Source organism: Rhizobium sp. KDH_Rht_773_N (assembly GCF_052946295.1).
Genome location: NZ_CM129525.1, coordinates 2185187 through 2206255, shown reverse-complemented (window position 1 = coordinate 2206255; position 21069 = coordinate 2185187). Strand labels below are relative to the sequence as shown.

Below are 21069 nucleotides of genomic sequence, written 5' to 3'. Positions count from 1 at the left end.
TCTTTCGTGAGCGTATTGCCCAGCAATCGCCGGAAGCGCCCTCTGTTCCCTGAACGCCAGATCGCGGAGACCGGATTGATGACAAGCCCCGCAAGGCAGAAGAAAGGCGCATTCGCGCTTCAACCCTCTCTGGCGCGGCTGGTGGCGGCAAAACGTTTCCTGGCCCGGATCGTGCTGTTTGCCGAGCGGCTTCTTCCGCTGCTGGTGCCTGCTCTTTCCGTCATCGCGATTTATCTGTCGGTTTCCTGGTTCGGCTTCTTCCGCATCGTGCCTGACTGGCTGCGCGTCATCCTCCTGGTCGCCTTTGCCGCCGGCTTTCTTGTTTGCCTGCTGCCGTTCCGCAATCTTCGCTGGCCACAGGTGGCCGATGCCGACCGTATGCTGGAAGAACGCAACGGCCTGGCGCATCAGCCGGTCATGGTACAGGAAGATGAGCCCGCCTTCGACACGCCATTCTCCCGCGCCCTGTGGCGCGAACACCAGATGCGCATGGCACAGAAGATCGCGACATTGGATGCCGGCCTGCCGCGCCCCGATATCGCCCGGCACGACCGCTTCGCCCTGCGTGCCGTTCCGGCGCTGCTTGTCGTCACGGCTTTCGCCTATTCGCTGTCGATCAACGGCGGCACGCTCGCCGATGCGTTTCAGCCCGCGCCCGCACAGGTTACGAGCAATCCGTCCGTACGCGTCGATGCATGGGTGACGCCACCGGCCTATACCGGCCGCGCGCCGATCTATCTGACAGCCGACGGCAGCGAACAGGCGCCGATCGGCGTTCCGCAGTTTTCCAGTCTGACGGTGCGTGTCAGCGGCGGCCAGTCGACCGAGAACGTGCTGTTCAGGAAGGACAGTGGCCAGAGCCAGGAAATCGCGGTGCAGGACGACACCCGGCCGCAGCAGGCGACGGGTACCAATACCGAACAGGCTTCGGGCACGCCGGCCGCACCGCAGCCGACGGCGCAGACGCACATCATGAAGCTCGAGGAGAATGGCGCACTGCAGGCAAACGGCCGCACCTGGAATTTTGAGGTGCTGCCTGACAAGGCGCCGGAAATTGCCTTCGACGGCATGCCCCGCCGCGCCGTCAACGGCGCTCTGGAAATCGGCTTCACGGTGAAGGACGATTACGGCGTGCAGGAAGCCCATGCCGAGATCGTGCCGGTCGAATCCGATCCCGCCGCAACGCCGCTCTATCCTCTGCCGGATTTCCGGCTGGACATTCCGCGCCGCAACGCGCGTGACGGCAAGGGCCTGACGAGCAAGAACCTGACCGAACATCCGCTGGCCGGCAAGCGTGTGCGCATCACCCTCGTCGCCAAGGATGCCGCGGGACAGACGGGCCGCAGCCCGCCTTATGAGATGGTCATGCCGTCACGCCCCTTCAGCGAGCCGCTGGCGGCAGCTGTCGCCGAGGAGCGCCAGACCTTTGCTCTCGATACCCGCAGGATGCCCGAGGCCATCGCACTCAACGAAGCCGTGACGATCCGGCCCGAGGAGACGATCCCCAACACCACCCACTACCTGCTGATCGAATCCGCGCTCGCGCGCATGAAGCTCGCCAAGGCCGATGAACAGCTCAAGGATACGGCCCAATATCTCTGGGAAATCGCCCTCGGCATTGAGGAGGGCGATCTTTCGCTTGCCGAACGGCGGCTGCGCGACGCTCAGCAGAACCTCGCCGACGCGCTGAACCGCAATGCTTCGGATGCCGAAATCAAGAAGCTGATGGACGAGCTGCGCAAGGCGATGCAGGACTATATGAACGAGCTTGCGGAGCGCCTGCAGAACATGCCGATGCAGCCGAACCAGAACGCTCAGAATTTCCTGCGCCAGCAGGATCTGCAGCGCATGATGGACCAGATTGAAAACCTGGCCCGGTCGGGCAATCGCGATGCCGCCCAGCAGATGCTCTCCGAACTCCAGAGGCTGATGAACAACCTGCAGACAGCTCGCCCGCAACGCGGCCAGCAGCAGCAGGAAAACAGCCAGCTCACCCAGCAGATGAACAAGCTCGGCCAGATCCTGCGCGACCAGCAGAAACTGATGGACGAGACGTTCCGCCTCGACCAGCAGCTTCGCGACCGCATGCAGCGCGGCGACCCCGGCATGGACGACATGATGCCGGGCGAGGATGGCCAGCAACAACAGCAGGGCCAGCAGGAGCAAGGCCAGCAGCCCGGCGACCAGATGACGGCCGAGCAACTGCGCGAAGCGCTGAAACAGCTTCGTGGCCAGCAGGATGCGCTCGGCAAGCAGTTGCAGGAACTGCAGAAAAGCCTTGGCGACATGGGCATGAAGCCGGGCGAAAGCTTCGGTCAGGCACAGCGCGAAATGGAAGGCGCCGGCCGTGACCTCGGCCAGGGCAACGGCAGCAGCGCCGTTGAAGGCCAGGGACGGGCTCTCGAGGCCCTGCGCCAGGGCGCACGTGACATGATGAACCAGATGATGCAGGCCCAACAGGGCCAGCAGGGACAGCAAGGCCCGAACGGCCAGCTTGGCCAGGGCAACCAGAACGGTCGCGATCCGCTCGGCCGCCTGCGTCAGACCGACGGGGCTGACATGAACAACGATGTGAAAATACCCGACGAGATCGATGTTCAGCGCGCCCGGGAGATCCTGGACGCGATCCGTGAAAAGCTCGGCAACAATCCGACCCAGGCGATCGAGCGTCAGTATCTCGAACGGCTACTGGATATTCAGTGATATCGAGGGAAAGTGGGCAGTTGGCGTGCCTTGAGGCACGCCGCGCCACAATGTCAGGCGACCAGCGCTCTCGCCACGGCCTTGCGGATATCCGGCAGGGCAAACGGTTTCGGCACGACATCGATGATCTTTTCAGCGAGGTCGTCGGCCCGTTCGCGCTGTTCGGCATAACCTGTCATCAGCAGGATTTTCAGCGCCGGAAAGGCGTCTTTCGCCTGATGCGCCAGTTCGATGCCGTCCATGACCGGCATGCGGATATCGGAAAGCAGCAGGTCGTAGCTGCCGCCTTTCAGCTTTTCCAGCCCTTCCGCCCCATCGGCGGCTTCATCGGTCTCATGACCGTCAAGGCGTAGTGCCCGGGCTACGAAAGTACGAAGGGAATCCTCGTCTTCCGTGATCAGAATTTTTGCCATCTGTGCATTGCTCCGTCGTCATGCCCCGCGACGGAGATCGCATGCGCTTCCCTAGCGATCGGTAAACATGTCGGGCCGATCGACGGAATGGTTAACAAGCCGTCTTGAAGCAGCACGCCTCAGGCGTCGCCGGTAACCACGCCGACGAAGGGCAGTTCGCGGAAGGCATAGGCGACATCCATGCCGTAGCCGACGACGAAATAATCGGGACATTCGAAGCCGACATAATCCGCTTCCAGTTCCTCCTTGCGCTTGACGCGCTTGTCGAGCAGCACGGCGATCGTCACATTGCGCGCGCCGCGCTCGTAGAGCAGTTCCTTGGCAAACCGCAGCGTACGGCCGGATTCGAGGATGTCGTCGATCAGCAGGACATCGCGGTCCTTCACGTCGCTGTCGATATCCTTGACGATGCGCACGCCCTGCGAAACCGTGCCCGTACCATAGCTCGAGAGCGTGATGAACTCCACCTCGGGCGCAAGGCCCGTATCGTGCAGGGCGCGCAACAGGTCGGCCGCAAAGATGAAGGAGCCCTTGAGCACGGCAATGACCAGCAGGTCCTTCGTCGGGCCGGCCGCGATCTGCTGCGCCATGGAATGGTTGCGCTCGGCGATCTGCTCGGCAGTAAAGAGCGGCTCGATGTTTTTTCCGCGCACGACAGGCATAAGGGCTTGCTCCGTAAAAATGAAGGGTAGCCGTTAGCACATTAATCCCGGCGAAACACCCCGGAAGGACCGGTTTTTCCGGCCGCCCACCTAAAAACGTCTCCTGACGCTCAAGGCATGAAGGAAAGCCGGACCTCCGGCACCTTGCCGCCGGCATGCTGCAGGCGCGCCGAAAAGCCACGGCTCTGGCCGGCATAAATGGCATCCGTCGGCGGCGCGATGACGATGCTCGCAGTCAGCCGCTCGTCGGCAATGAGATCGGCGCGAATGGGCCGCACAGATTGCGTGACGCCGCTGTCATTCTCGATGATGCCGTTGATCAGCAGGATGCGCATGCCGTTGGCGTCGCGCGGCGTAATCGTCACATGCGAGAAGTGCAGCGCAGCGGCCGGTGAGGCTCCGCCCTCCGAAAATCCCGAAAATCCGCCGGCAAGCCCGAAGACCAGTACGAAAAGCGAAAGAACCAGCGCCGCAAAGCTCCGCAGTGAAGCCTGCTGCAACCAGGCCTCCGCGCCACGAACGACCGCTGCCGCCATGGCAAGCAGGATCGGAGGCCGGGTCGCCGGCGGGACGCCACGACGGCGGTTGTCGTTATGATCGCGGGTACCGGCAGATGCGCCCTGTGGCCGCAGCTTGCCGACGACAACGAACTCGGCATCTGCAACATCGTCCCTGCGCGGCATGCGGCGGGGTTGGCGGATAGCCCGCTCCGGCGGCAGAAAATCATAGGCCCGTCCGGCGGCCTGTCGTCTGAAGGAGGATGCTTCCATGGTGGCGACCTCTCGGATGTCCACATGGTTTCGCTGCCCAAGACAATCTTGGCATTGAAACGAATCCAGCCCAGTCGTAAATTTCAATGGTTAATGCTTCGCAAAGATCGCCATCAAACGGGCGTTTTTCCGGCAAAATTTACCCGCTGTTAACGGTGTTGGTTAACAAGTCATGCGGTGAAACCACGAAAGACTGAGCTGCCCGTTGATCCACTTCGAAAATGTCGGTTTGCGATATGGCATGGGGCCGGAAATCCTCCGGGACCTGACTTTCGACATCCCGAAAAAGTCCTTCCAGTTTCTGACCGGTCCGTCCGGCGCCGGCAAGACGACGCTGCTGCGCCTTCTCTTCATGTCGCTGCAGCCGACCCGCGGCCTGATCCGCATGTTCGGGCGCGACATATCCGAGATCCCGCGGCCGGAACTGCCGCTGCTGCGCCGCCGCGTCGGCATCGTCTTTCAGGATTTCCGTCTTCTCGACCATCTGACCACCTATGAGAATGTGGCCCTGCCGCTTCGCGTGCGCGGCAAGGATGAAAGCACATACAAGACAGACGTGCTGGAACTTCTGAAATGGGTCGGGCTCGGCGAACGCATCAACGTTCTGCCGCCGGTGCTTTCCGGCGGCGAGAAGCAGCGCGCCGCAATCGCCCGCGCGTTGATGGACCGGCCGGAGGTGCTGCTTGCCGACGAGCCGACCGGCAATGTCGACCCGCCGATGGCCAAGCGCCTGCTGAACCTCTTCATGGAACTCAACCGCCTTGGCACAGCAGTGGTGATCGCCACACACGATCTCTCGCTGATGGACCAGGTGGAAGCCCGCCGCATGATCCTCTCGGAAGGGCATCTCGATATTTATGACTAAGACGCCCACCAGGACCCGCGCAAAGGCGCCCGCCGCTGCCCCCGCCCAGCAGCCCAAGCGGCCGGAAATGCGCGTGCGCCCGACGGCGCCGATCCTGCCGCCCTCGAACATTCAGGGCAATGCGCTGATGGTGGTCATCGCCATCATGGCCTTCCTCGCCTGCCTGACGCTCGGCGGCGTCAGCATGGTCCGCTCGACGGCGGCAAGCTGGGAGAGCCAGATCTCCCGGGAAGTCACCATCCAGATCAAGCCGGACGACAACCTCGACATGGAAAAGGCGCTCGTTCAGGCCCGCGACATAGCGCTGACCTTCGTCGGCACGAAGAGCGGCCAGATCGTCGACGAAGCCGCCACCGCCCGTCTTCTCGAGCCATGGCTCGGCAGCGGGCTCGACATCAAGGAACTTCCCGTGCCGCGCCTCGTCATCGTCACCATCGACGAGAGCCACCCGCCCGACTTTGCGGCAATGCGCGACCTTCTGAAGGAAAGCATTCCGCAAGCCTTCCTTGACGATCACCGTACCTGGGTCGACCGGCTGGTTGCCATGGCCCGCACGACGGTGATGATCGGCACCGGCATCCTGCTTCTCGTTTTCACCGCCATGGTGCTGACGGTGGTCTTTGCCACGCGCGGCGTGCTGTCGGGCAACCGCCACATCGTGGAAGTCCTGCATTTCGTTGGCGCTGAAAGTTCTTTCGTCGCCACCGAATTCCAGAAACATTTCCTGAAGATCAGCCTCAAGGGTTCGGCGATCGGCAGCGCTTTGGCTGCCCTCTTCTTCGCCGGCGCCGGTTTCTTGCAGGCCAGGACAATCGCCACGCCCGAGACCGATCAGGCAACGGCCCTCTTCGGCACTTTTTCGGTCGGCGCCTTGGGCTATCTCGGCATCTTCGCGACGATGATCGTGATCGCCCTGCTGACGACGCTGACGGCGCGGCTGACGGTCATGCGTACGATCTATGAGATCGACACGTTGCGTTCCGATCCGACGCGGGCCGACGGCATCGTGAATTAATCACAGCCATGCCGTTTTGCCATGAAAGCGTCTGTTCCGCGCCGCAATCAGCGTATAATCACGACTCATGACGATGGGCCATACGACACGCAATCCGATTCGCCCGGACCCGGAGCTTGAACGCCCCGAGAGTGTCTCGCCGCGGCGTGGCCCGATCCGTCGCATTCTGCGCTGGATGGGCTTTTCCTGCATATTGATCGCAGCACTGATTTTCGGCGGTTTTTTGCGCTTCGCAGATTCGGTGACGACCCTGAAACCGCCCGCCGAGCCGCGGGCGGACGCCATCATCGTGCTGACCGGCGGCTACCAGCGTATCGATCAGGCCGTTGAACTCCTGCAGAAGGGCGCCGGCAGGCGGCTGTTGATCTCAGGCGCGCATCCCTCCACCACGCCGACGCAGATTCGCAGGACGACACAAGGATCGGCCGATCTTTTCTCCTGCTGTGTCGACATCGGCTACGACGCGCTCGATACGATCGGCAATGCCGAGGAAGCCTCCAACTGGATTCATGCCAGAGGCTATAAGAGCATCCTCGTCGTCACCAACAACTACCACATGCCGCGCAGCCTGGCCGAACTTGCCTATGTGGATCCGGAGATCGAGTTCATCCCCTATCCTGTCGTCAATTCCGATCTGAAGACGCGCGACTGGTTCACCGACCCGAACGCCTTGCGCGTCATGCTGGCCGAATATGCCAAGGTGCTGCTGGCAGGCGCCCGCAACCTCGTGGGCCTGCGCCATACCGGCCTGCGTTCCGCCAGTCTGGCGGGCCAGAACTGAGGCTTTTGCTCAGGCCCCGGCAATCAGACGCTTTTTCTGGCCGGCAATATCGTGTAGGCCGGTCGGCGTGACCATGCCTCGGGAAAGTTTCATGATCGCCCTGCGTTCCGTTCTGTTCAACACGATCTTCTATGCCAACCTCATCCTGCGGATGATCGTGCTCTCCCCCATCTACTTCATCATCCCGCGCAAGCTCGCCTACAACGTTCCCAAGAATTGGGCGCGCTCGAACCATTGGCTGATGCGGGTGATTGTCGGCACCACATTCGAAGTCGAGGGCCTGGAGAACCTGCCGGAGGGCAGCTTCATCATTTCGCCGAAGCATCAATCCTTCTGGGATACTTATGCGCTGCTGCCCGAGCTCGACGATCCCGTCTACATCCTCAAGCGCGAACTGATGTGGATCCCGCTCTTCGGCTGGTACGCCAAGAAGCAGCGCATGATCCCGGTCGATCGCGGCGCAAGAGGCAAGGTGATGGTCGAGGTGCTGAAGCGCACCAGGGAAGAGCTTGCCACCGGCCGCCAGCTCATCATCTATCCCGAGGGCACGCGCCGCCCGCCGGGTGCCGAGCCGGTCTACAAATATGGCATCGCCCGCATGTATCGCGACCTGAAGCTGCCGGTCGTGCCCATCGTCATGCATCCCGGTCTGTTCTGGCCGCGCCGCAGCACCATGCGCTATCCTGGTCATTTCAAGGTACAGATCCTGCCGCCTATCATGCCCGGCATGGACCCTGACGCCTTCTTCGCCCACCTGATCGACGTGACCGAAAGCGCCAGCGATCAGCTTCTGATCGAAACAGTCGAACGCAACCCGCATGTGCCGCTGCCGCCGACGGCCGTGGAGCGGCTGGCCGAGTTGCGCAAGGCAAAGGCCGCCACGGCGTAATTGCGTGAAACCGAAGACGTGGACCCTCTGGGACGGGATCTATGCCGCAGCCCGCAGCCGCGTGATTTCCTCAACCACCTGCTCGAGCCACTGGTCGCGAATGCCCATCTCCTTGAGATGCGCGAGCGTGTTGAAGACATAGGCGTCGTTCGGGCCTGACTGGCCGACAGAGACGTTGACGATGCGCGCCGCAGCAGTGGCATCGAGCGCGCCGGCATATTGCTCATGGGCGCGATCGACCACATAGGCGATGGCCCGCGCGCTGCGGCCGTCCTGCAGCTGCAGCGGCAGGTGTCGTTCCAGATAGACATTGGTGACGAGTTCGCGGGCGCGCAGATAGTCGATCACCTCGTCCCATTTCTCCGCGGCGACCCGAAAGGCCATGCCACGGCAGGCGCCGCCCCTGTCGAGACCGAGGACGAGCCCGGGATTTTCGCGGCTGCCACGATGGACGAAGGAGCGCACGCAGAGCGAACGCCGGTAGCCATAAACCAGGGCTTGCGATCGCTCGACGAATTCGAAGCCCGAATTCCACATCAACGAGCCGTAGCCAAATACCCAAAATTCGTCCATATCGCACGCCAGATCAAAATCAGATTTCGCTCTCACCATTGGAGAACATCATGGCAGCGTCAAGCCAATCCGGCAGCGGCCAATATAGCAGCGGCAGGAAATTCTGGTTGCTGGGCGGCGCCATCCTTCTGGTGATCGCTCTCTACACGGGCGGCTGGTTCTATGCAGCCTCCGCGCTGAAACAGACGGTGCTGACCGCAATTGCTCCCCGCGCCGACACCGGCGTGAGCGGCGAGTGCGCCGATATCGAATTCCGCGGCTTTCCTTTCCGGATCGGCCTTTTCTGCTCCAAGGTGGACGTGGACGACAATGTGAACGGCATCTCCGCCACCTTCGGCGCGCTGCGATCTGCCGCCCAGGTCTACGCTCCCGGCCATATCGTCTGGGAACTCGACTCCCCGGCCGAAATCCGCACCGCGCAGGGCCTGACCATCAATGCCCAATGGGACAATCTGCAATCGAGCCTCGTCACCAAGGCGCAGGGCATCGACCGCACATCGACCGTCATCGACGGGCTGAAGGCCGTCGCCATCTCCTCCTTTACCGGCCAGACCATCAATTTTAATGCCGCCCGCACCGAAATCCACCTGCGGCAGAACGGGGCGGACCTTGACGGCGCGATCTCGGTCGAAAATTCCAACGCTGTTATCAAGGACTGGCCGCAGGTCTTCCCGAAATTCTCCGCGAGCGCCGACCTGACGCTGATCGGCAAGGCCGGAATGATCGACGGCACGGACGAGCAGGGCCTTCACGGTTCTCAGGGCGAGCTTCGCCGCATCGTGGCCGATATCGGCGATGGCAAGGTGATGACCGTCTCCGGCCCCTTCGCCTTCGACGAAAACGGCTTCCTGTCCGGCAAGTTCAAGCTGGAGATCGAACAGCTCGGCCCGTGGGGCAAAAGCATCAAGGAGGCCTTCCCCGACATTGCCTCGACGGTCGATACTGCGACCAAGCTGTTGAAGGCGCTTGCCGGCGGCGGCGACAAGGTTTCGGTCGATCTCATCGTCGATCACGGCAACGCCACGGTGAGCGGCTTCATTCCGCTCGGCAAGATCCCGCCGGTCTAATCGAGCCTCTTGAGGAAGAAGACTTCCGGCACCGCCTGGATGCCGGGCAGCCCGATCGATCCGGTTTCAAAAAAGCCGTTGCGGCGATGCCAATCCTGCGGACGGCTTTCATCGCACTCGCTCGAGGTCATCAGCAGTCGCGCGCCACTGTCGCGCATGTCCTTCTCCCAGGCGAGAAACAGCGCCGTGCCGACGCCGGACCGGCGATGCCCCTCCAGCACGCGGATCATTTCCATATAGGGAATTCTGCCCCAGAAGCGGGAGAAGCGCAGGAAGCCGACAATCTCGCCCAGCTCGCGGGCGATCAGATATTCGCCGAGATCGATGCAGCGCGAAATCCAGGCCTCGCCGACATGATAATCTTCGCGAAGCAGCCATTCCCTATCCGTCCGGACTGGCTTCGCGATCTCCGCCATGTCTATTTCTGTTCCAGCGGATGCGGGCGGCCGAAATCAGGCGTGTCCACGTCCTGACCTGCCTGGACGATCGAGCGGCGGATGGCGCGGGTGCGGGTAAAGAGTTCGAAAATCTTGTCGCCCTCGCCCCAGCGGATCGCCCGCTGCAGATAGGCGAGGTCTTCCGAGAAGCGCGCCAGCATTTCCAGGATCGCATCACGATTATGCAGGCAGACGTCGCGCCACATTGTTGGGTCGGATGCGGCGAGGCGGGTGAAATCACGGAAGCCGGAGGCGGAATATTTGATGACTTCCGATTCCGTCACCGTCTCCAGATCGTCAGCCGTTCCGACAATATTGTAGGCGATGAGATGCGGCAGGTGTGAAACGATGGCGAGCACCTTGTCATGGTGCTGGGCATCCATTTCGTCAACCCTGGAGCCGAGCGCTTCCCAGAAACTGCGCAGTGTTTTCAGCGCCGTCGCGTCGGTTCCTTCCAGCGGCGTCAGGATGCACCAGCGTCCCTGGAACAGGCCGGGGAAGCCCGCATCCGGGCCGGATTTTTCCGTACCCGCGATCGGATGGCCGGCAATGAAATGCACATGGCTCGGCATATGCGGCTGCATCTGGGCAATCACGGACGCCTTGGTCGACCCGACATCCGTGACGATCGCACCCGGTTTCAGGCTGCCGGCAATCTCTTTCGCGACACTTTCGGAGGCGCCGACCGGCACCGACACGATCACGAGATCGGCATCCTTCACCGCCTCGGCCGAGGAGGTCGTATAACGATCGCCGAGCTTGAGCTCCTCGGCACGCTTCAACGTCTCGGCGCTGCGCGTGGCGACGACGACTTCCTTGGCAAGGCCCAAACGCTTGATGTCATGGGCAAGCGAAGAGCCGATCAGGCCGATGCCGATCAGGGTGATGCGGTTGAATTGCGCGGTCATGCCTTGCGTCCCATGAATTCGCCGAGCGCCTCGATGACGCCGCGGTTGGCCTCTTCCGGCCCGACGCTCATGCGCAGCGAATTCGGGAAGCCGTAGCCGCGCACTGCGCGCAGGATATAACCGCGGCTCGTCAGGAATTCATCGGCATCCGCCGCCCGCCTGCCGTCGGTATCCGGGAAATGAATGAGAACGAAGTTGGCGACCGACGGCGTGACCTTCAGCCCGACGCCCTCGAGGGCGCTCGTCAGCTTCTCGATCCACATCTGGTTGAAGGATACCGCCTGCTGAACAAAGGGCTGGTCGCGGATCGCCGCGGCACCGGCAGCGATTGCCGGCGCATTCATGTTGAAGGGTCCGCGCACGCGGTTCAGCGCATCGATGATCTCGGCCGGCGCATACATCCAGCCGACACGCAGCGCCGCCAGCCCGTAGACCTTCGAGAAGGTGCGGGTCATGACGACGTTGGCGTTCGAGGAGACGACCTCGATGCCCGCTTCGTAGTCGTTGCGCCGAACATATTCCGCATAGGCCGCATCGAGCACGAGGACGACATGTTTCGGCAGGCCGGCCTGCAGGCGACGGATCTCGGTGACGGGAATATAGGTGCCGGTCGGATTGCCGGGATTGGCGATGAAGACGATCTTCGTCTTGTCCGTCACGGCAGCCAGGATCGCATCCACATCGACCGTATGGTCCTTTTCCTTGACCACAACCGGCGTGGCGCCCGCGCCCATGATCTGGATCTTGTAGACGAGGAAGCCGTGCTCGGTGATGATGCCTTCGTCGCCGGCCCCGAGATAGACGTGGCAGAGCAGGCCGAGCAGCTCGTCGGAGCCGTTGCCGCACAGGATGTTTGCCGGGTTGAGGCCGTGCACGGAAGCGATCGCCTCGCGCAGCTCGTGCGCCTGGCCGTCCGGGTAGCGCTCGAGATTGCCCGCAGCTGCCTTGAACGCCTCGATCGCCTTCGGGCTTGCGCCAAGCGGCGTCTCGTTGGAGGAGAGCTTGTAGACGCGGGCCACACCCGGTGCATGCTCCTTGCCCGGCACATAGGCTGCAATATCCAGAATACCGGGACGCGGAACGGGCTTCATCATCTCAACGCTCATGGATCGACCTTGGGAACTGCCGGAAAGCCGGCGAAAGACTTGAGTGCAATTAGAACGGAACGGCAATTTTGTCGAGGGCCGCAAGCCTAGCGGCTGCGTGTGGTCGGCACGCCATGCGGCGCAAGCACGGGCACGAAGACGCGCCGCGAGGCGCGGGCGGCAACCGGCAGGCCCTGGTAGAGCCGTTTCTGCGCTTCCACGATGATGACGCCGGAAAAAGCCGGCCAGAGCGTGCGGCCGATCCGCTCGAAGCCGCGGCGCAGGCGCAGCACGGCGCGCAGTTTCGACGGCGGGAAGAACAGCGCCTCCGCCGTAGCGCCCGGCGTGAAATTGGTCTCTCGCAGCAGATGGGTCAGCTGGCCGCGCGAATAGGGCCGGCCCGAACCGAAAGGCGTGTGCTCCATGCGCGCCCAGACACCGCGGCGGTTGGGCACGACGATGACGAGCCGCCCGCCCGGAGCCAGCACCCGCCAGAGTTCCTTCAGGGTTTCACGCGGGCTTTCGGCAAATTCCAGCGAGTGCACCATCAGCACCCGGTCGATCGAGGAATCCGGCAGCGGCAATTCCTCATCGAAGATCAGCGCCGTGGAGGAAAGCGAGCCCACCGGCCAGTTCACGGCCCCCTGCCCGGCCGGCATGAAGGCGAAAGTGCGTTCCGTATCGGCCTGGAACCGGTCGAGGAAGGGCACGGAATAGCCAATGCCCACCAGCCGCTCCTGCGGCAGCCGCACCCAAAGCGACGACAATGCCATGGCAATCGACTGCTCGGCCATGCGTCCAAGCTCGGAATGATAGAATTGGCGAAGATCGACGATATCGGCGTGCATTATCCCAAATGTTATCAATGACCGGTTGGACTTCAAGGCCGGAACCTCTACATTCCCGGTCAGTTCGAGGGATAAGGGATTGTTTGAGCGATGAAACCTTTGGAATTAGACGTTTTTCTCTGCCGCAGCGATAATTTCGGCGTGCTGGTCCATGACACCGAGACCGGCCAGACTGCCTCGATCGACGCCCCCGATGCGGCAGCCGTCGAAGCTGCCGCCGCACGCCGCGGCTGGACTATCACCCATATCTTTACCACCCATCATCATATCGACCACGTGGAAGGCAATCTGGCGCTGAAGGAACAGTACGGCCTTGAAATCATCGGCCCGATCAACGAGGCCGTGGCCATTCCCGGCCTCGACAAGACGATGGGCGACGGCGACAGCTTCCTGTTCGGCGACCATACGGTCAACGTCATTGAAACGCCCGGCCATACGGCGGGCCATATCTGTTACCACTTTGCCGACGACAAGCTGCTCTTTGCCGCCGATACGCTCTTTGCGCTCGGCTGCGGCCGCCTGTTCGAGCGTCCGGCAGCCGACATGTGGCATTCGCTGCAGAAGCTTGCCGTCCTGCCGGATGAGACCGCCGTCTATTTCGGCCACGAATACACGCTCTCCAACGCCCGCTTTGCGCTCACGATCGACCCGGACAACGCGCGCCTGAAGAGCCGTGCGGCCGAAATCGAAGCGCTGCGGGCCGAAGGCAGGTTCACCATCCCGACGACCCTGGCGCTGGAGAAGGAAACCAATCCCTTCCTGCGTGCCGCCGATCCTGCCATCCGCCGCAACCTGCTGATGGAAGGCAAGACCAATGAAGAAGTCTTCGCCGAAATCCGCAAACGCAAGGACAACTTCTAGGACATGGCGGGCAGGGACCTCACTCCCGAGGACATTATCCGCGAACTCGGCATGCAGCCGCATCCCGAAGGCGGCTGGTACGTCCAGACCTTCCGCGACGGCAACGGCGGCGAGCGCGGCCATTCGACGGCGATCTACTATCTGCTTGCCAGGGGCCAGCGCTCGCACTGGCACCGCGTGCACGACGCAGCCGAGGTCTGGCACTACTATGCCGGTGCGCCGCTCGCGCTGCATCGCTCCGAAGACGGTACCGGCAGCCAGACGCTGACGCTCGGCATGGATATCGCCGGCGGTGAACGGCCGCAGGCCATCATTCCCGCCAACTGGTGGCAATCGGCCGAAACGCTCGGGGACTATACGCTGGTCGGCTGCACCGTGGCGCCCGGCTTCGAATTCTCCAAATTCGAGATGGCGCCGCCAGACTGGAAACCCGGCGATTAAGCCTGTTCCGCCGCCGGCTGCATCTGCGGCTTGCGGCGCAACATCTCCTGTGCGGCCAGCACCGCCCCGCCCGTGATCAGCAGACAGGCAAACGCAATGCGCCAGCTCGGCTCGGCAATTCCGAAGATCGTCAGGATCAGCGTCGAAAGCAGAGGCGTGGCATAGCTTGCCGCACCCAGGATCTGGATATCACCGTTCTTGACCCCGTGATCCCAGGCATAGAAGGCCGCACCGACAGGAAACAGACCGAGGCCCACGACGGCAAGCCACTCGAAGCCGCTCGCCGGCCAGACGGTCGTCTCGAGCATCACATGGCAAATCAGCGAAAGTACCGATGTCGCAAGGCAGAAGCCGGTGACGACATCGGTCGAGACGGCATCGAAGCGCCGCGTCAGCAATGAATAGCCCGACCACGTGAAGGCGCAGAGGAAGGCCGCGCCATAACCGACAGCGTAGGCACCATCGAAATCGATACCGTTGCTCCCGACGATCAGGAAGGTGCCGCACAGACCGGCCAGAGCGCCGACGATGTGATACCAGCGCAGTCTCTCGCCCGGCAGCAGCGCCGAACCGACGACGATCAGCAGCGGCCAGAGATAGGCAATCAGCCCCGCCTCGACCGCCGGCGCGTTTCTCAAGGCCGTGAAATAGAGGAAGTGATAACCGAACAGACCGGCAATTCCGGTGATCCAGACCTTTGCCGGCTGCTTCAGAAGTGCCATCCGCGACGGGTTGGAGACGAGCACGAGAATGCCGGGGATGCTGCCGATGGCAAAACAGATGGCCGAAAGCTGCAACGGCGGCATCTTGCCGGATGCCTTGGTAAAGAGCGCCAGAAACGACCACATCAAGATGGCCGCAAAACCGATCAACGTTGCCCGAAGTTTCACCCGTCCCCCTTACGGAGACCTGAGGAGCCTCCGTCAGCTATTCACGCTGCTGTATTTCACAGCCGTAATCGTCACCGTTCCGTATTCGGTGGGAATACGGACATAGACTGGTGCATATACATTTGCAGCCTCCGCCTTGGCAAACCAGATTTCCATCCGGTTGCTCTTGCTGAGGTAGACGAGGTCCTTGCGCCCCTTCTTGTAGCCCGAGCGCGGAATGAAGCGCACGCCGCAAACGGTCGCCTTGCCCTTGAAGCCATCGGTGGAGAAATCCTCGTCGCCCTTCGGCGAAAGCACGAGATCCATGCGTGTCTCGCCGTCGAAGATCGGCAGCTTCTGCGCACAGACGTTGGTATCGCCGGTAAAGATCAGGCCCGAGATCGGGTCGAGCACCGATCGCATGTCGCCCTGCGTTACCGGAATCCAGTTCTTCGGCCGGCGCGGCTCAGGCGTGGTCGTGGCCGAAACGATATTGCCGTTGCGGTAGCTGACCTCGTAGGTCCGCGCCTTCTTGCCGGTCTTGTAATAGAGAACGTATTTCGCCGCCTGCAGCCGGTCGTTGCGAACCACGCCGGTCACGCTGGTCTTGGCCAGGATATCGGTCACGAGGTCGGCGAGACCGGCCGACTTGATGTCCCCGTCAATATTGTAGCTATGGTCGTCTTCGATCCTGGTGACGAAGGCCGCCCGCGCGATCGTCAGGCCGGCAAGGGCCACCTTGTATTCCGTGCGGTGCTGAATCTCGCTCGCGCCGGCCGGCAAGGCCAGGAGTGCCGCGAATGCCGAAACCAATATCCGTCTGCCAGGATGAGCCATAGTGAGAGCCTTGTCTTGCCGGGTCGCTTGCGCCCTTGCATTGCGGTCTATACTCCTGCCGCATTCCGAAGAAAACAGCAGCTTTTTGACAGAATTGCGGGAAAGGCCAAGGTTTGGCTTGACGCGCGCGACCTGTCTGACTATAGAACCGCAACTTTCCAATCATGGCCTGTTGGATTGCGCAGCCGGTTGTTGCCGGATTGTCACCCAATGGCTCGAGAAAAACAAGAATAGGTGTTCCATGTCCCGCATGTGCGAATTGACCGGCAAGGCAGTCCTGACTGGTAACAATGTCAGCCATGCCAACAACAAGACCAAGCGCCGGTTCCTCCCGAACCTGTGCCAGGTTACGCTGATCTCCGACGCGCTCGGCCAGCGTTACCGTCTTCGCGTTTCGGCTGCTGCTCTTCGTTCCGTCGAGCATCGTGGCGGCCTTGACGCCTTCCTGCTGAAGGCAAACGAAAGCGAACTTTCGATGCGCGCCCGTCTGCTGCGTCGTCAGATCGTCAAGAAGACCGCTGAAACCGCCGCTGCCTAAGCGTCGGCCCACGTCTTTCCAAAGCTTTAAAAGGCTTGCACGGATAATATCCGGACAAGCCTTTTGCTTTGAGAGCCTTTCGGCTTAAATTTCACGCGAACTGGTGGCATCACCCAGGATAAAAAAATGCTGAAGACCCGCTATACGCTTGCCTATGTCGCCCTGATGACGCTCGTCGTCGTCGCCTCCAACTTCCTCGTCCAGTTTCCGCTGAACGCCACGATTGCCGGCATCAATCTCGCCGACATTCTCACTTGGGGCGCCTTCTCCTATCCGATCGCCTTCCTGATCACCGACCTGACGAACCGCCAGTTCGGCCCGCAGGCTGCACGCAAGGTGGTTTTCGCCGGCTTTGTCGTCGGTGTGGCATTGTCCTTCTTCACTTCGGTTCCGCGTATCGCGATCGCCTCCGGCTCGGCCTATCTCGCCGGCCAGCTTCTCGACATAGCCGTCTTCAACCGCCTGCGCCGTCAGGCCTGGTGGCGCGCGCCGCTTATCGGCTCGCTGATCGGTTCGGCGCTGGATACGGTGATGTTCTTCTCGCTGTCCTTCGCCGCCTTCTTCGTCTTCCTTGGCCCGAACGAGCCCTTCGCGCTGGAGAGCGCACCGATCCTCGGCATCCTCTCGACGGAGGCCCCGCGCTGGATCTCCTGGGCGCTCGGCGATTTCCTGGTGAAGATGCTTGTCGGCCTCGTCATGCTGCTGCCCTATGGCGCACTGATGAACGTGCTGCGCCCGATGCAGCCCGTCGCGGCACGGTAAGCGCCGGCCCGCAATCGGGCGGCGGATCGGGATATTCGCACCCCCGCCTTTGCTCCCCGCTTTGCATGAAGATCATTCGTGATCGAGCGTCCCAGGAAAACGCTTGGTCATGAATGCTGGAGGGGCTGGTTGCAGACTTTGCGGCCAGCCCACGCCCGCCAACGGCACCACCACGCGCAGATATCACGAGGATCGAGGGCGCCGCGCAATGACCGCCGGGTGGTCCAGCACTGCCGCGACGAGGTCGCCGACAGGCCGTGACGAATCGAGCCGCAGGATCGGCCTCGTCAGCGTCCCCAACCACTCCTCGTGCCCGACGAGGCTGCGCCGTTCCGGCCCGGCCGTATCGTAGCTCTCGGCCCATTCCATGAAGGCGCGGCTCTGAACCGCCATGTCGCCACCCGGCCTGATCCTCTCGCCGTAACGCTGCTCCTCGCGCCTGCGGATGCGCTCCATGCGCAGGGCCGGAACGATCCTCAGAAAGACCACCAGATCGTAAAGCGGCTCGAATTCCGCGCCCCATTTCAGCGCCGAGCCGGAAAGCACCCAGCTGCCATCGGGCTGCGCCTCCTGCCTGAGCATCGCGACACGCGCGCCGACCTCGCGCTGCGTCGTGAAGGGCGGATCGGTCGGCATCCAGAAGAAATGATCGGTATCGAGATGACGGATGCCGAGCGTTTCGGCCAGCGCCAGGCCGAGCGTGGTCGTGCCGGAGCCCGATGCTCCCGTGATATGGATGCGCATCATACGATCTCGAAAGCTGACAGCGAAAGGAATGTCCGCATAACGCAGACTTATGACAGCCGTTCAACCGCCGCTCAATCGACGAGCCGGAATTCCAGCATCAGATTGCGCTGAAGAATGGAGTGGTTGTCGTCCGACACCAGGATGACATGCGTCGTGCCGTCGGCGGCCTGGAAGGCATCGAGCCCTTCCATATTGTCGATATTGTAATTGAAATTGCCCTCGACAAGCAGTTCGCCATTCACGACGGCACCGGGTTTGATGTCGCCTGCCTTGATGCGGCGAATGCGCATGCCGATGCCCTCGGCCATATTGAAGCGCCGCTCCAGGAGAAGCAGATCGCCACCGGGCAGGAAGGCGCCGTCGGTGACATCGAAGCTGCCGTCCCTCTCGACCGTAAACGGCCCCTTCAGAGGCCCGTCCAGAATTGCCGCAAGCCGGTTGCCGTCCTCGTCGAGGCTGCGCTCCGTCACGATCACGGGTGCGCCTTTCAGCGGGCTTGAGGCAGGGGCGACGACAACGGTTTCAATTCCCCGGTTTGCCCGCATCTCGTCGGTGGGAATGAGGATCCCGACCGTCGACAGGGAGCGCGAGCCGAGGAAGCCGGGGTCCGGATAGACATCGACGCGATGGTCCTGCTCGAAGGAGACCAGAATCCGGTCGCCATCCAGCGCGAGGCCCTCGGCATCCATGCGCCCCTTGCCCTCATAGGTGCGGCCAACACGATCCCGCATCGGCGTGATTTCGACATCGGAAAGGCCGGACAGCCTGCCCTTGGCATCGCGCTCGATGCTGCCCGTCAGCCAGTGCCCGGTATCGAGCACGCCGACGAAACTCCTGCCGTCGGCACGCATGCGGATGGACGAGAGCGAGCCAAACAGGGAATTGTCCGACACCATCTCCAGCCCGCCGATAAACTGTAAAGGGCCGAAACGGGTTTCGTCGCGGCCGATATGGAAATCCGCAATCTTCCGGCTGATGATCTTCGCGGGTTCGCCTGCATGAGCGCCTGAGAAACCTGTCGCGAGGCCAAGGACGACCAGAGCCGCGCGAGACAGGTTTTCAAACGCCATGCGAACCGTTTCCCCGAAACCGTTATCAGCCGGCACGGCGCAGGCGACCGCCGTGCGGTTGCCCGGCATGATCCTCGAAAAGCGCAGCAAGCTGTTCGGTCATGGCGCCGGCAAGCTCGTCCGCATCGACGATCGTCACGGCGCGGCGATAATAGCGCGTCACGTCATGGCCGATGCCGATCGCCAGAAGCTCGACCGGAGAACGCGTCTCGATCTGTTCGATCACGGCGCGCAGGTGCCGCTCCAGGTAGTTGCCGGGATTGACCGACAGCGTGGAATCGTCGACCGGCGCACCATCCGAAATCATCATCAGGATGCGGCGCTGCTCGCGCCGGGCCAGAAGCCGGTTATGCGCCCAGATCAGCGCCTCGCCGTCGATGTTTTCCTTGAGCAGCCCTTCGCGCATCATCAGGCCGAGATTGGTGCGCGCACGCCGCCACGGGGCGTCGGCTGACTTGTAGACGATGTGGCGCAGGTCGTTGAGGCGGCCCGGCGTCTGCGGCTTGCCGTTCGCAAGCCAGTTCTCGCGCGCCTGGCCGCCCTTCCAGGCCTTGGTCGTGAAGCCGAGGATCTCCACCTTGACGCCGCAGCGCTCCAGCGTGCGCGCCAGAATATCGGCGCAAGTGGCGGCAACCGTGATCGGCCGGCCGCGCATGGAGCCGGAATTGTCGATCAGGAGCGTCACGACCGTATCGCGGAACTGCGTGTCGCGCTCCATCTTGAAGGAGAGCGGCTGCGTCGGATCGATGATGATGCGCTGCAGGCGGGCCGTATCGAGATAACCTTCCTCGAGATCGAAATCCCAGGAGCGGTTCTGCTGCGCCATCAGCTTGCGCTGCAGGCGGTTGGCAAGACGGCCGACAGCACCCTGCAGATGCGCGAGCTGCTTGTCGAGGAAGGCGCGCAGACGCTCGAGTTCGGAGGCATCGCACAGCTCTTCGGCCGTGATGACCTCGTCGAACTCCTCCGTATAGACGTGGTAATCGACCTTCTCGTTGAAATCGGCAAAGGGCGTGTTCGGACGGCGGGTTTCACCCGGCGTTTCCGAATCGTCCTCGCCTTCCTCCATCATGTCGTCGTCGGAGATTTCGGCGCCTTCGGTCTCGCCGTCCTCCATCTGCTCGTCGGAGACTTCGCTGTCCTCGACGGGGGCGGCATCGCTGCCGGCATCCTCGTCGACCTCGTCCTCGTTCTGCTCGTCGCCCGTCGGCTGATCGTCCTCGTTGGACTGATCGTCGGAATCCGGGTCGCTGTCGTCGTCACCGTATTCCTCGGCCATTTCCATCGCCGACAGCATATTGCGGATGACCTTCGAGAAGGCCTGCTGGTCGTTGATGACGCCGGAGAGATTGTCGAGTTCGCTGCCGGCCTTCTCCTCGATGAAGGAGCGCCAGAGATCGAGAACCTTGCCGGCCGAAGCCGGCGGCTTCTGCCCGGTGAGCTTCTCGCGCACCATCATGGCAACGGCCTCGCCGATCGGCGCGTCCTCCTGCCGCTCGATGCCGGTGAAATTCGCCTTGGCGTATTTCTCTTCCGTCATGGAGCGCAGGTTTGCGGCCATGCCTTCCATGCGCAGCGAACCGATCGATTCCACGCGCGCCTGCTCGACGGCATCGAAAATCGCCCGGGCGTCGGAACCCTGCGGCGCCATGCTGGAATGGACCTTCTCGTCGTGACAGGCGATGCGCAGCGCCATGGAATCGCCAAGGCCGCGCGTGACCGCCAGCTCGTGCGCCGTCGGCCGCTTGGAAAGCTCCGGCAGGCGAATGCGTTCGCCCGTCATGCCGGGGCGCTCATTGGCAAAAGCCACCTCGACCTGATCGTCGCCGGCAATGGCGCGCACGCAACCGGTTATCGCGCGCCGCAACGGCTCGACATCGACAGGCGCGCCGGGCTTTGCTTTCGAATTGTCACCACGAGATGCCATG

The 21069-nt window shown here is 62.4% G+C and carries 23 protein-coding genes; 10 read left to right on the top strand and 13 right to left on the bottom strand.

Annotated elements, in window-relative coordinates:
* Positions 1-78: 78 nt before the first annotated feature.
* Positions 79-2703 (top strand): TIGR02302 family protein, encoded by a 2625-nt coding sequence (locus ACU8HS_RS11035; protein WP_447015868.1) that lies wholly within the window; start codon positions 79-81, stop codon positions 2701-2703.
* A 53-nt stretch (positions 2704-2756) separates the two neighbouring features.
* Here the strand turns inward: ACU8HS_RS11035 and ACU8HS_RS11030 are convergent, their stop codons facing one another.
* The 3 genes from ACU8HS_RS11030 to ACU8HS_RS11020 all read right to left on the bottom strand — a co-directional run bounded on the left by ACU8HS_RS11030 (position 2757) and on the right by ACU8HS_RS11020 (position 4548).
* Positions 2757-3116: a response regulator gene (locus ACU8HS_RS11030; RefSeq protein WP_112545534.1), complete on the bottom strand. Its 360-nt coding sequence runs from the start codon at positions 3114-3116 to the stop codon at positions 2757-2759.
* 119 nt (positions 3117-3235) lie between these two features.
* On the bottom strand, positions 3236-3778 hold the full coding sequence (gene hpt / locus ACU8HS_RS11025) for a hypoxanthine phosphoribosyltransferase (protein WP_112705826.1): 543 nt from the start codon (positions 3776-3778) through the stop codon (positions 3236-3238).
* Positions 3779-3888: 110 nt separating this feature from the next.
* Positions 3889-4548: a hypothetical protein gene (locus ACU8HS_RS11020; RefSeq protein WP_112756603.1), complete on the bottom strand. Its 660-nt coding sequence runs from the start codon at positions 4546-4548 to the stop codon at positions 3889-3891.
* A 205-nt stretch (positions 4549-4753) separates the two neighbouring features.
* Here ACU8HS_RS11020 and ftsE point away from each other — a divergent pair, with 205 nt between their 5' ends.
* From ftsE to ACU8HS_RS11000, 4 genes are all read left to right on the top strand, one after another.
* Complete coding sequence (gene ftsE, locus ACU8HS_RS11015; RefSeq protein ID WP_007825071.1) at positions 4754-5413, top strand: cell division ATP-binding protein FtsE; 660 nt, start codon at positions 4754-4756, stop codon at positions 5411-5413.
* 67 nt (positions 5414-5480) lie between these two features.
* Positions 5481-6428 (top strand): cell division protein FtsX, encoded by a 948-nt coding sequence (locus ACU8HS_RS11010; protein WP_377313121.1) that lies wholly within the window; start codon positions 5481-5483, stop codon positions 6426-6428.
* A gap of 67 nt (positions 6429-6495) precedes the next feature.
* Positions 6496-7209 carry a YdcF family protein gene (locus tag ACU8HS_RS11005; protein ID WP_447015867.1) on the top strand — a complete coding sequence of 238 codons (714 nt, stop codon included), beginning with the start codon at positions 6496-6498 and terminating at the stop codon, positions 7207-7209.
* A gap of 91 nt (positions 7210-7300) precedes the next feature.
* On the top strand, positions 7301-8098 hold the full coding sequence (locus ACU8HS_RS11000) for a lysophospholipid acyltransferase family protein (protein ID WP_112571759.1): 798 nt from the start codon (positions 7301-7303) through the stop codon (positions 8096-8098).
* A gap of 39 nt (positions 8099-8137) precedes the next feature.
* Here ACU8HS_RS11000 and ACU8HS_RS10995 read toward each other — a convergent pair whose 3' ends face one another.
* A complete protein-coding gene (locus tag ACU8HS_RS10995) occupies positions 8138-8671 on the bottom strand; it encodes a gamma-glutamylcyclotransferase (RefSeq protein ID WP_112756601.1) in 534 nt (177 codons plus the stop codon).
* Between the two features lie 50 nt (positions 8672-8721).
* Here ACU8HS_RS10995 and ACU8HS_RS10990 point away from each other — a divergent pair, with 50 nt between their 5' ends.
* The gene (locus ACU8HS_RS10990) at positions 8722-9738 is read left to right on the top strand and encodes a DUF2125 domain-containing protein (protein ID WP_112571763.1); all 1017 of its coding nucleotides are present in this window, start codon (positions 8722-8724) and stop codon (positions 9736-9738) included.
* Here ACU8HS_RS10990 and ACU8HS_RS10985 read toward each other — a convergent pair.
* The 4 genes from ACU8HS_RS10985 to ACU8HS_RS10970 form a co-directional block, all read right to left on the bottom strand.
* Positions 9735-10154, bottom strand: coding sequence for a GNAT family N-acetyltransferase (locus tag ACU8HS_RS10985; protein ID WP_447015866.1), 420 nt, complete (start codon positions 10152-10154; stop codon positions 9735-9737). The two genes, ACU8HS_RS10990 and ACU8HS_RS10985, sit on opposite strands and share 4 nt — an antisense overlap.
* A 2-nt stretch (positions 10155-10156) precedes the next feature.
* Positions 10157-11083 carry a prephenate/arogenate dehydrogenase family protein gene (locus tag ACU8HS_RS10980; RefSeq protein WP_112756597.1) on the bottom strand — a complete coding sequence of 309 codons (927 nt, stop codon included), beginning with the start codon at positions 11081-11083 and terminating at the stop codon, positions 10157-10159.
* The gene (hisC, locus tag ACU8HS_RS10975) at positions 11080-12177 is read right to left on the bottom strand and encodes a histidinol-phosphate transaminase (RefSeq protein WP_447015898.1); all 1098 of its coding nucleotides are present in this window, start codon (positions 12175-12177) and stop codon (positions 11080-11082) included. Before hisC ends, ACU8HS_RS10980 begins: the two co-directional genes overlap by 4 nt.
* Positions 12178-12275: 98 nt before the next feature.
* Positions 12276-13052: a class I SAM-dependent methyltransferase gene (locus ACU8HS_RS10970; protein ID WP_112571771.1), complete on the bottom strand. Its 777-nt coding sequence runs from the start codon at positions 13050-13052 to the stop codon at positions 12276-12278.
* A 54-nt stretch (positions 13053-13106) separates the two neighbouring features.
* Here ACU8HS_RS10970 and gloB point away from each other — a divergent pair, with 54 nt between their 5' ends.
* Positions 13107-13877, top strand: coding sequence for a hydroxyacylglutathione hydrolase (gloB, locus tag ACU8HS_RS10965; protein ID WP_112756592.1), 771 nt, complete (start codon positions 13107-13109; stop codon positions 13875-13877).
* 3 nt (positions 13878-13880) lie between these two features.
* A complete protein-coding gene (locus tag ACU8HS_RS10960; RefSeq protein WP_112571775.1) occupies positions 13881-14318 on the top strand; it encodes a cupin domain-containing protein in 438 nt (145 codons plus the stop codon).
* On the opposite strand, the gene yddG is transcribed toward ACU8HS_RS10960, so the two are convergent.
* Both yddG and ACU8HS_RS10950 read right to left on the bottom strand, forming a co-directional pair.
* Positions 14315-15208 carry an aromatic amino acid exporter YddG gene (yddG, locus tag ACU8HS_RS10955; protein WP_112756590.1) on the bottom strand — a complete coding sequence of 298 codons (894 nt, stop codon included), beginning with the start codon at positions 15206-15208 and terminating at the stop codon, positions 14315-14317. The genes ACU8HS_RS10960 and yddG overlap by 4 nt on opposite strands.
* A gap of 33 nt (positions 15209-15241) precedes the next feature.
* Entirely contained in the window at positions 15242-16024 is a 783-nt protein-coding gene (locus ACU8HS_RS10950) for a DUF3108 domain-containing protein (RefSeq protein ID WP_112705818.1), read from the bottom strand.
* A 241-nt stretch (positions 16025-16265) separates the two neighbouring features.
* Between ACU8HS_RS10950 and rpmB the strand changes: the two genes are divergently transcribed.
* Both rpmB and ACU8HS_RS10940 read left to right on the top strand, forming a co-directional pair.
* Positions 16266-16562, top strand: coding sequence for a 50S ribosomal protein L28 (gene rpmB, locus ACU8HS_RS10945; RefSeq protein WP_112756588.1), 297 nt, complete (start codon positions 16266-16268; stop codon positions 16560-16562).
* Between the two features lie 126 nt (positions 16563-16688).
* Positions 16689-17324 carry a VUT family protein gene (locus ACU8HS_RS10940; protein WP_112571782.1) on the top strand — a complete coding sequence of 212 codons (636 nt, stop codon included), beginning with the start codon at positions 16689-16691 and terminating at the stop codon, positions 17322-17324.
* Positions 17325-17507: 183 nt separating this feature from the next.
* Here the strand turns inward: ACU8HS_RS10940 and ACU8HS_RS10935 are convergent, their stop codons facing one another.
* The 3 genes from ACU8HS_RS10935 to cobT all read right to left on the bottom strand — a co-directional run bounded on the left by ACU8HS_RS10935 (position 17508) and on the right by cobT (position 21068).
* Positions 17508-18071 carry an ATP-binding protein gene (locus ACU8HS_RS10935; protein WP_112756584.1) on the bottom strand — a complete coding sequence of 188 codons (564 nt, stop codon included), beginning with the start codon at positions 18069-18071 and terminating at the stop codon, positions 17508-17510.
* Positions 18072-18142: 71 nt separating this feature from the next.
* Positions 18143-19141: an esterase-like activity of phytase family protein gene (locus ACU8HS_RS10930; protein ID WP_113412750.1), complete on the bottom strand. Its 999-nt coding sequence runs from the start codon at positions 19139-19141 to the stop codon at positions 18143-18145.
* A 25-nt stretch (positions 19142-19166) separates the two neighbouring features.
* The gene (gene cobT, locus ACU8HS_RS10925; RefSeq protein WP_112571786.1) at positions 19167-21068 is read right to left on the bottom strand and encodes a cobaltochelatase subunit CobT; all 1902 of its coding nucleotides are present in this window, start codon (positions 21066-21068) and stop codon (positions 19167-19169) included.
* Position 21069: the final 1 nt, after the last annotated feature.

Excerpts from the sequence above, each read along its gene's own strand:
- ACU8HS_RS11035 (WP_447015868.1), top strand. The coding sequence starts at position 79 with ATGACAAGCCCCGCAAGGCAGAAGAAAGGCGCATTCGCGCTTCAACCC.
- ACU8HS_RS11030 (WP_112545534.1), bottom strand. The coding sequence starts at position 3,116 with ATGGCAAAAATTCTGATCACGGAAGACGAGGATTCCCTTCGTACTTTC.
- hpt (WP_112705826.1), bottom strand. The coding sequence starts at position 3,778 with ATGCCTGTCGTGCGCGGAAAAAACATCGAGCCGCTCTTTACTGCCGAG.
- ACU8HS_RS11020 (WP_112756603.1), bottom strand. The coding sequence starts at position 4,548 with ATGGAAGCATCCTCCTTCAGACGACAGGCCGCCGGACGGGCCTATGAT.
- ACU8HS_RS11010 (WP_377313121.1), top strand. The coding sequence starts at position 5,481 with ATGCGCGTGCGCCCGACGGCGCCGATCCTGCCGCCCTCGAACATTCAG.
- ACU8HS_RS11005 (WP_447015867.1), top strand. The coding sequence starts at position 6,496 with ATGACGATGGGCCATACGACACGCAATCCGATTCGCCCGGACCCGGAG.
- ACU8HS_RS11000 (WP_112571759.1), top strand. The coding sequence starts at position 7,301 with ATGATCGCCCTGCGTTCCGTTCTGTTCAACACGATCTTCTATGCCAAC.
- ACU8HS_RS10995 (WP_112756601.1), bottom strand. The coding sequence starts at position 8,671 with ATGGACGAATTTTGGGTATTTGGCTACGGCTCGTTGATGTGGAATTCG.
- ACU8HS_RS10990 (WP_112571763.1), top strand. The coding sequence starts at position 8,722 with ATGGCAGCGTCAAGCCAATCCGGCAGCGGCCAATATAGCAGCGGCAGG.
- ACU8HS_RS10985 (WP_447015866.1), bottom strand. The coding sequence starts at position 10,154 with ATGGCGGAGATCGCGAAGCCAGTCCGGACGGATAGGGAATGGCTGCTT.
- ACU8HS_RS10980 (WP_112756597.1), bottom strand. The coding sequence starts at position 11,083 with ATGACCGCGCAATTCAACCGCATCACCCTGATCGGCATCGGCCTGATC.
- hisC (WP_447015898.1), bottom strand. The coding sequence starts at position 12,177 with ATGATGAAGCCCGTTCCGCGTCCCGGTATTCTGGATATTGCAGCCTAT.
- gloB (WP_112756592.1), top strand. The coding sequence starts at position 13,107 with ATGAAACCTTTGGAATTAGACGTTTTTCTCTGCCGCAGCGATAATTTC.
- ACU8HS_RS10960 (WP_112571775.1), top strand. The coding sequence starts at position 13,881 with ATGGCGGGCAGGGACCTCACTCCCGAGGACATTATCCGCGAACTCGGC.
- ACU8HS_RS10950 (WP_112705818.1), bottom strand. The coding sequence starts at position 16,024 with ATGGCTCATCCTGGCAGACGGATATTGGTTTCGGCATTCGCGGCACTC.
- rpmB (WP_112756588.1), top strand. The coding sequence starts at position 16,266 with ATGTCCCGCATGTGCGAATTGACCGGCAAGGCAGTCCTGACTGGTAAC.
- ACU8HS_RS10940 (WP_112571782.1), top strand. The coding sequence starts at position 16,689 with ATGCTGAAGACCCGCTATACGCTTGCCTATGTCGCCCTGATGACGCTC.
- ACU8HS_RS10935 (WP_112756584.1), bottom strand. The coding sequence starts at position 18,071 with ATGATGCGCATCCATATCACGGGAGCATCGGGCTCCGGCACGACCACG.
- ACU8HS_RS10930 (WP_113412750.1), bottom strand. The coding sequence starts at position 19,141 with ATGGCGTTTGAAAACCTGTCTCGCGCGGCTCTGGTCGTCCTTGGCCTC.
- cobT (WP_112571786.1), bottom strand. The coding sequence starts at position 21,068 with ATGGCATCTCGTGGTGACAATTCGAAAGCAAAGCCCGGCGCGCCTGTC.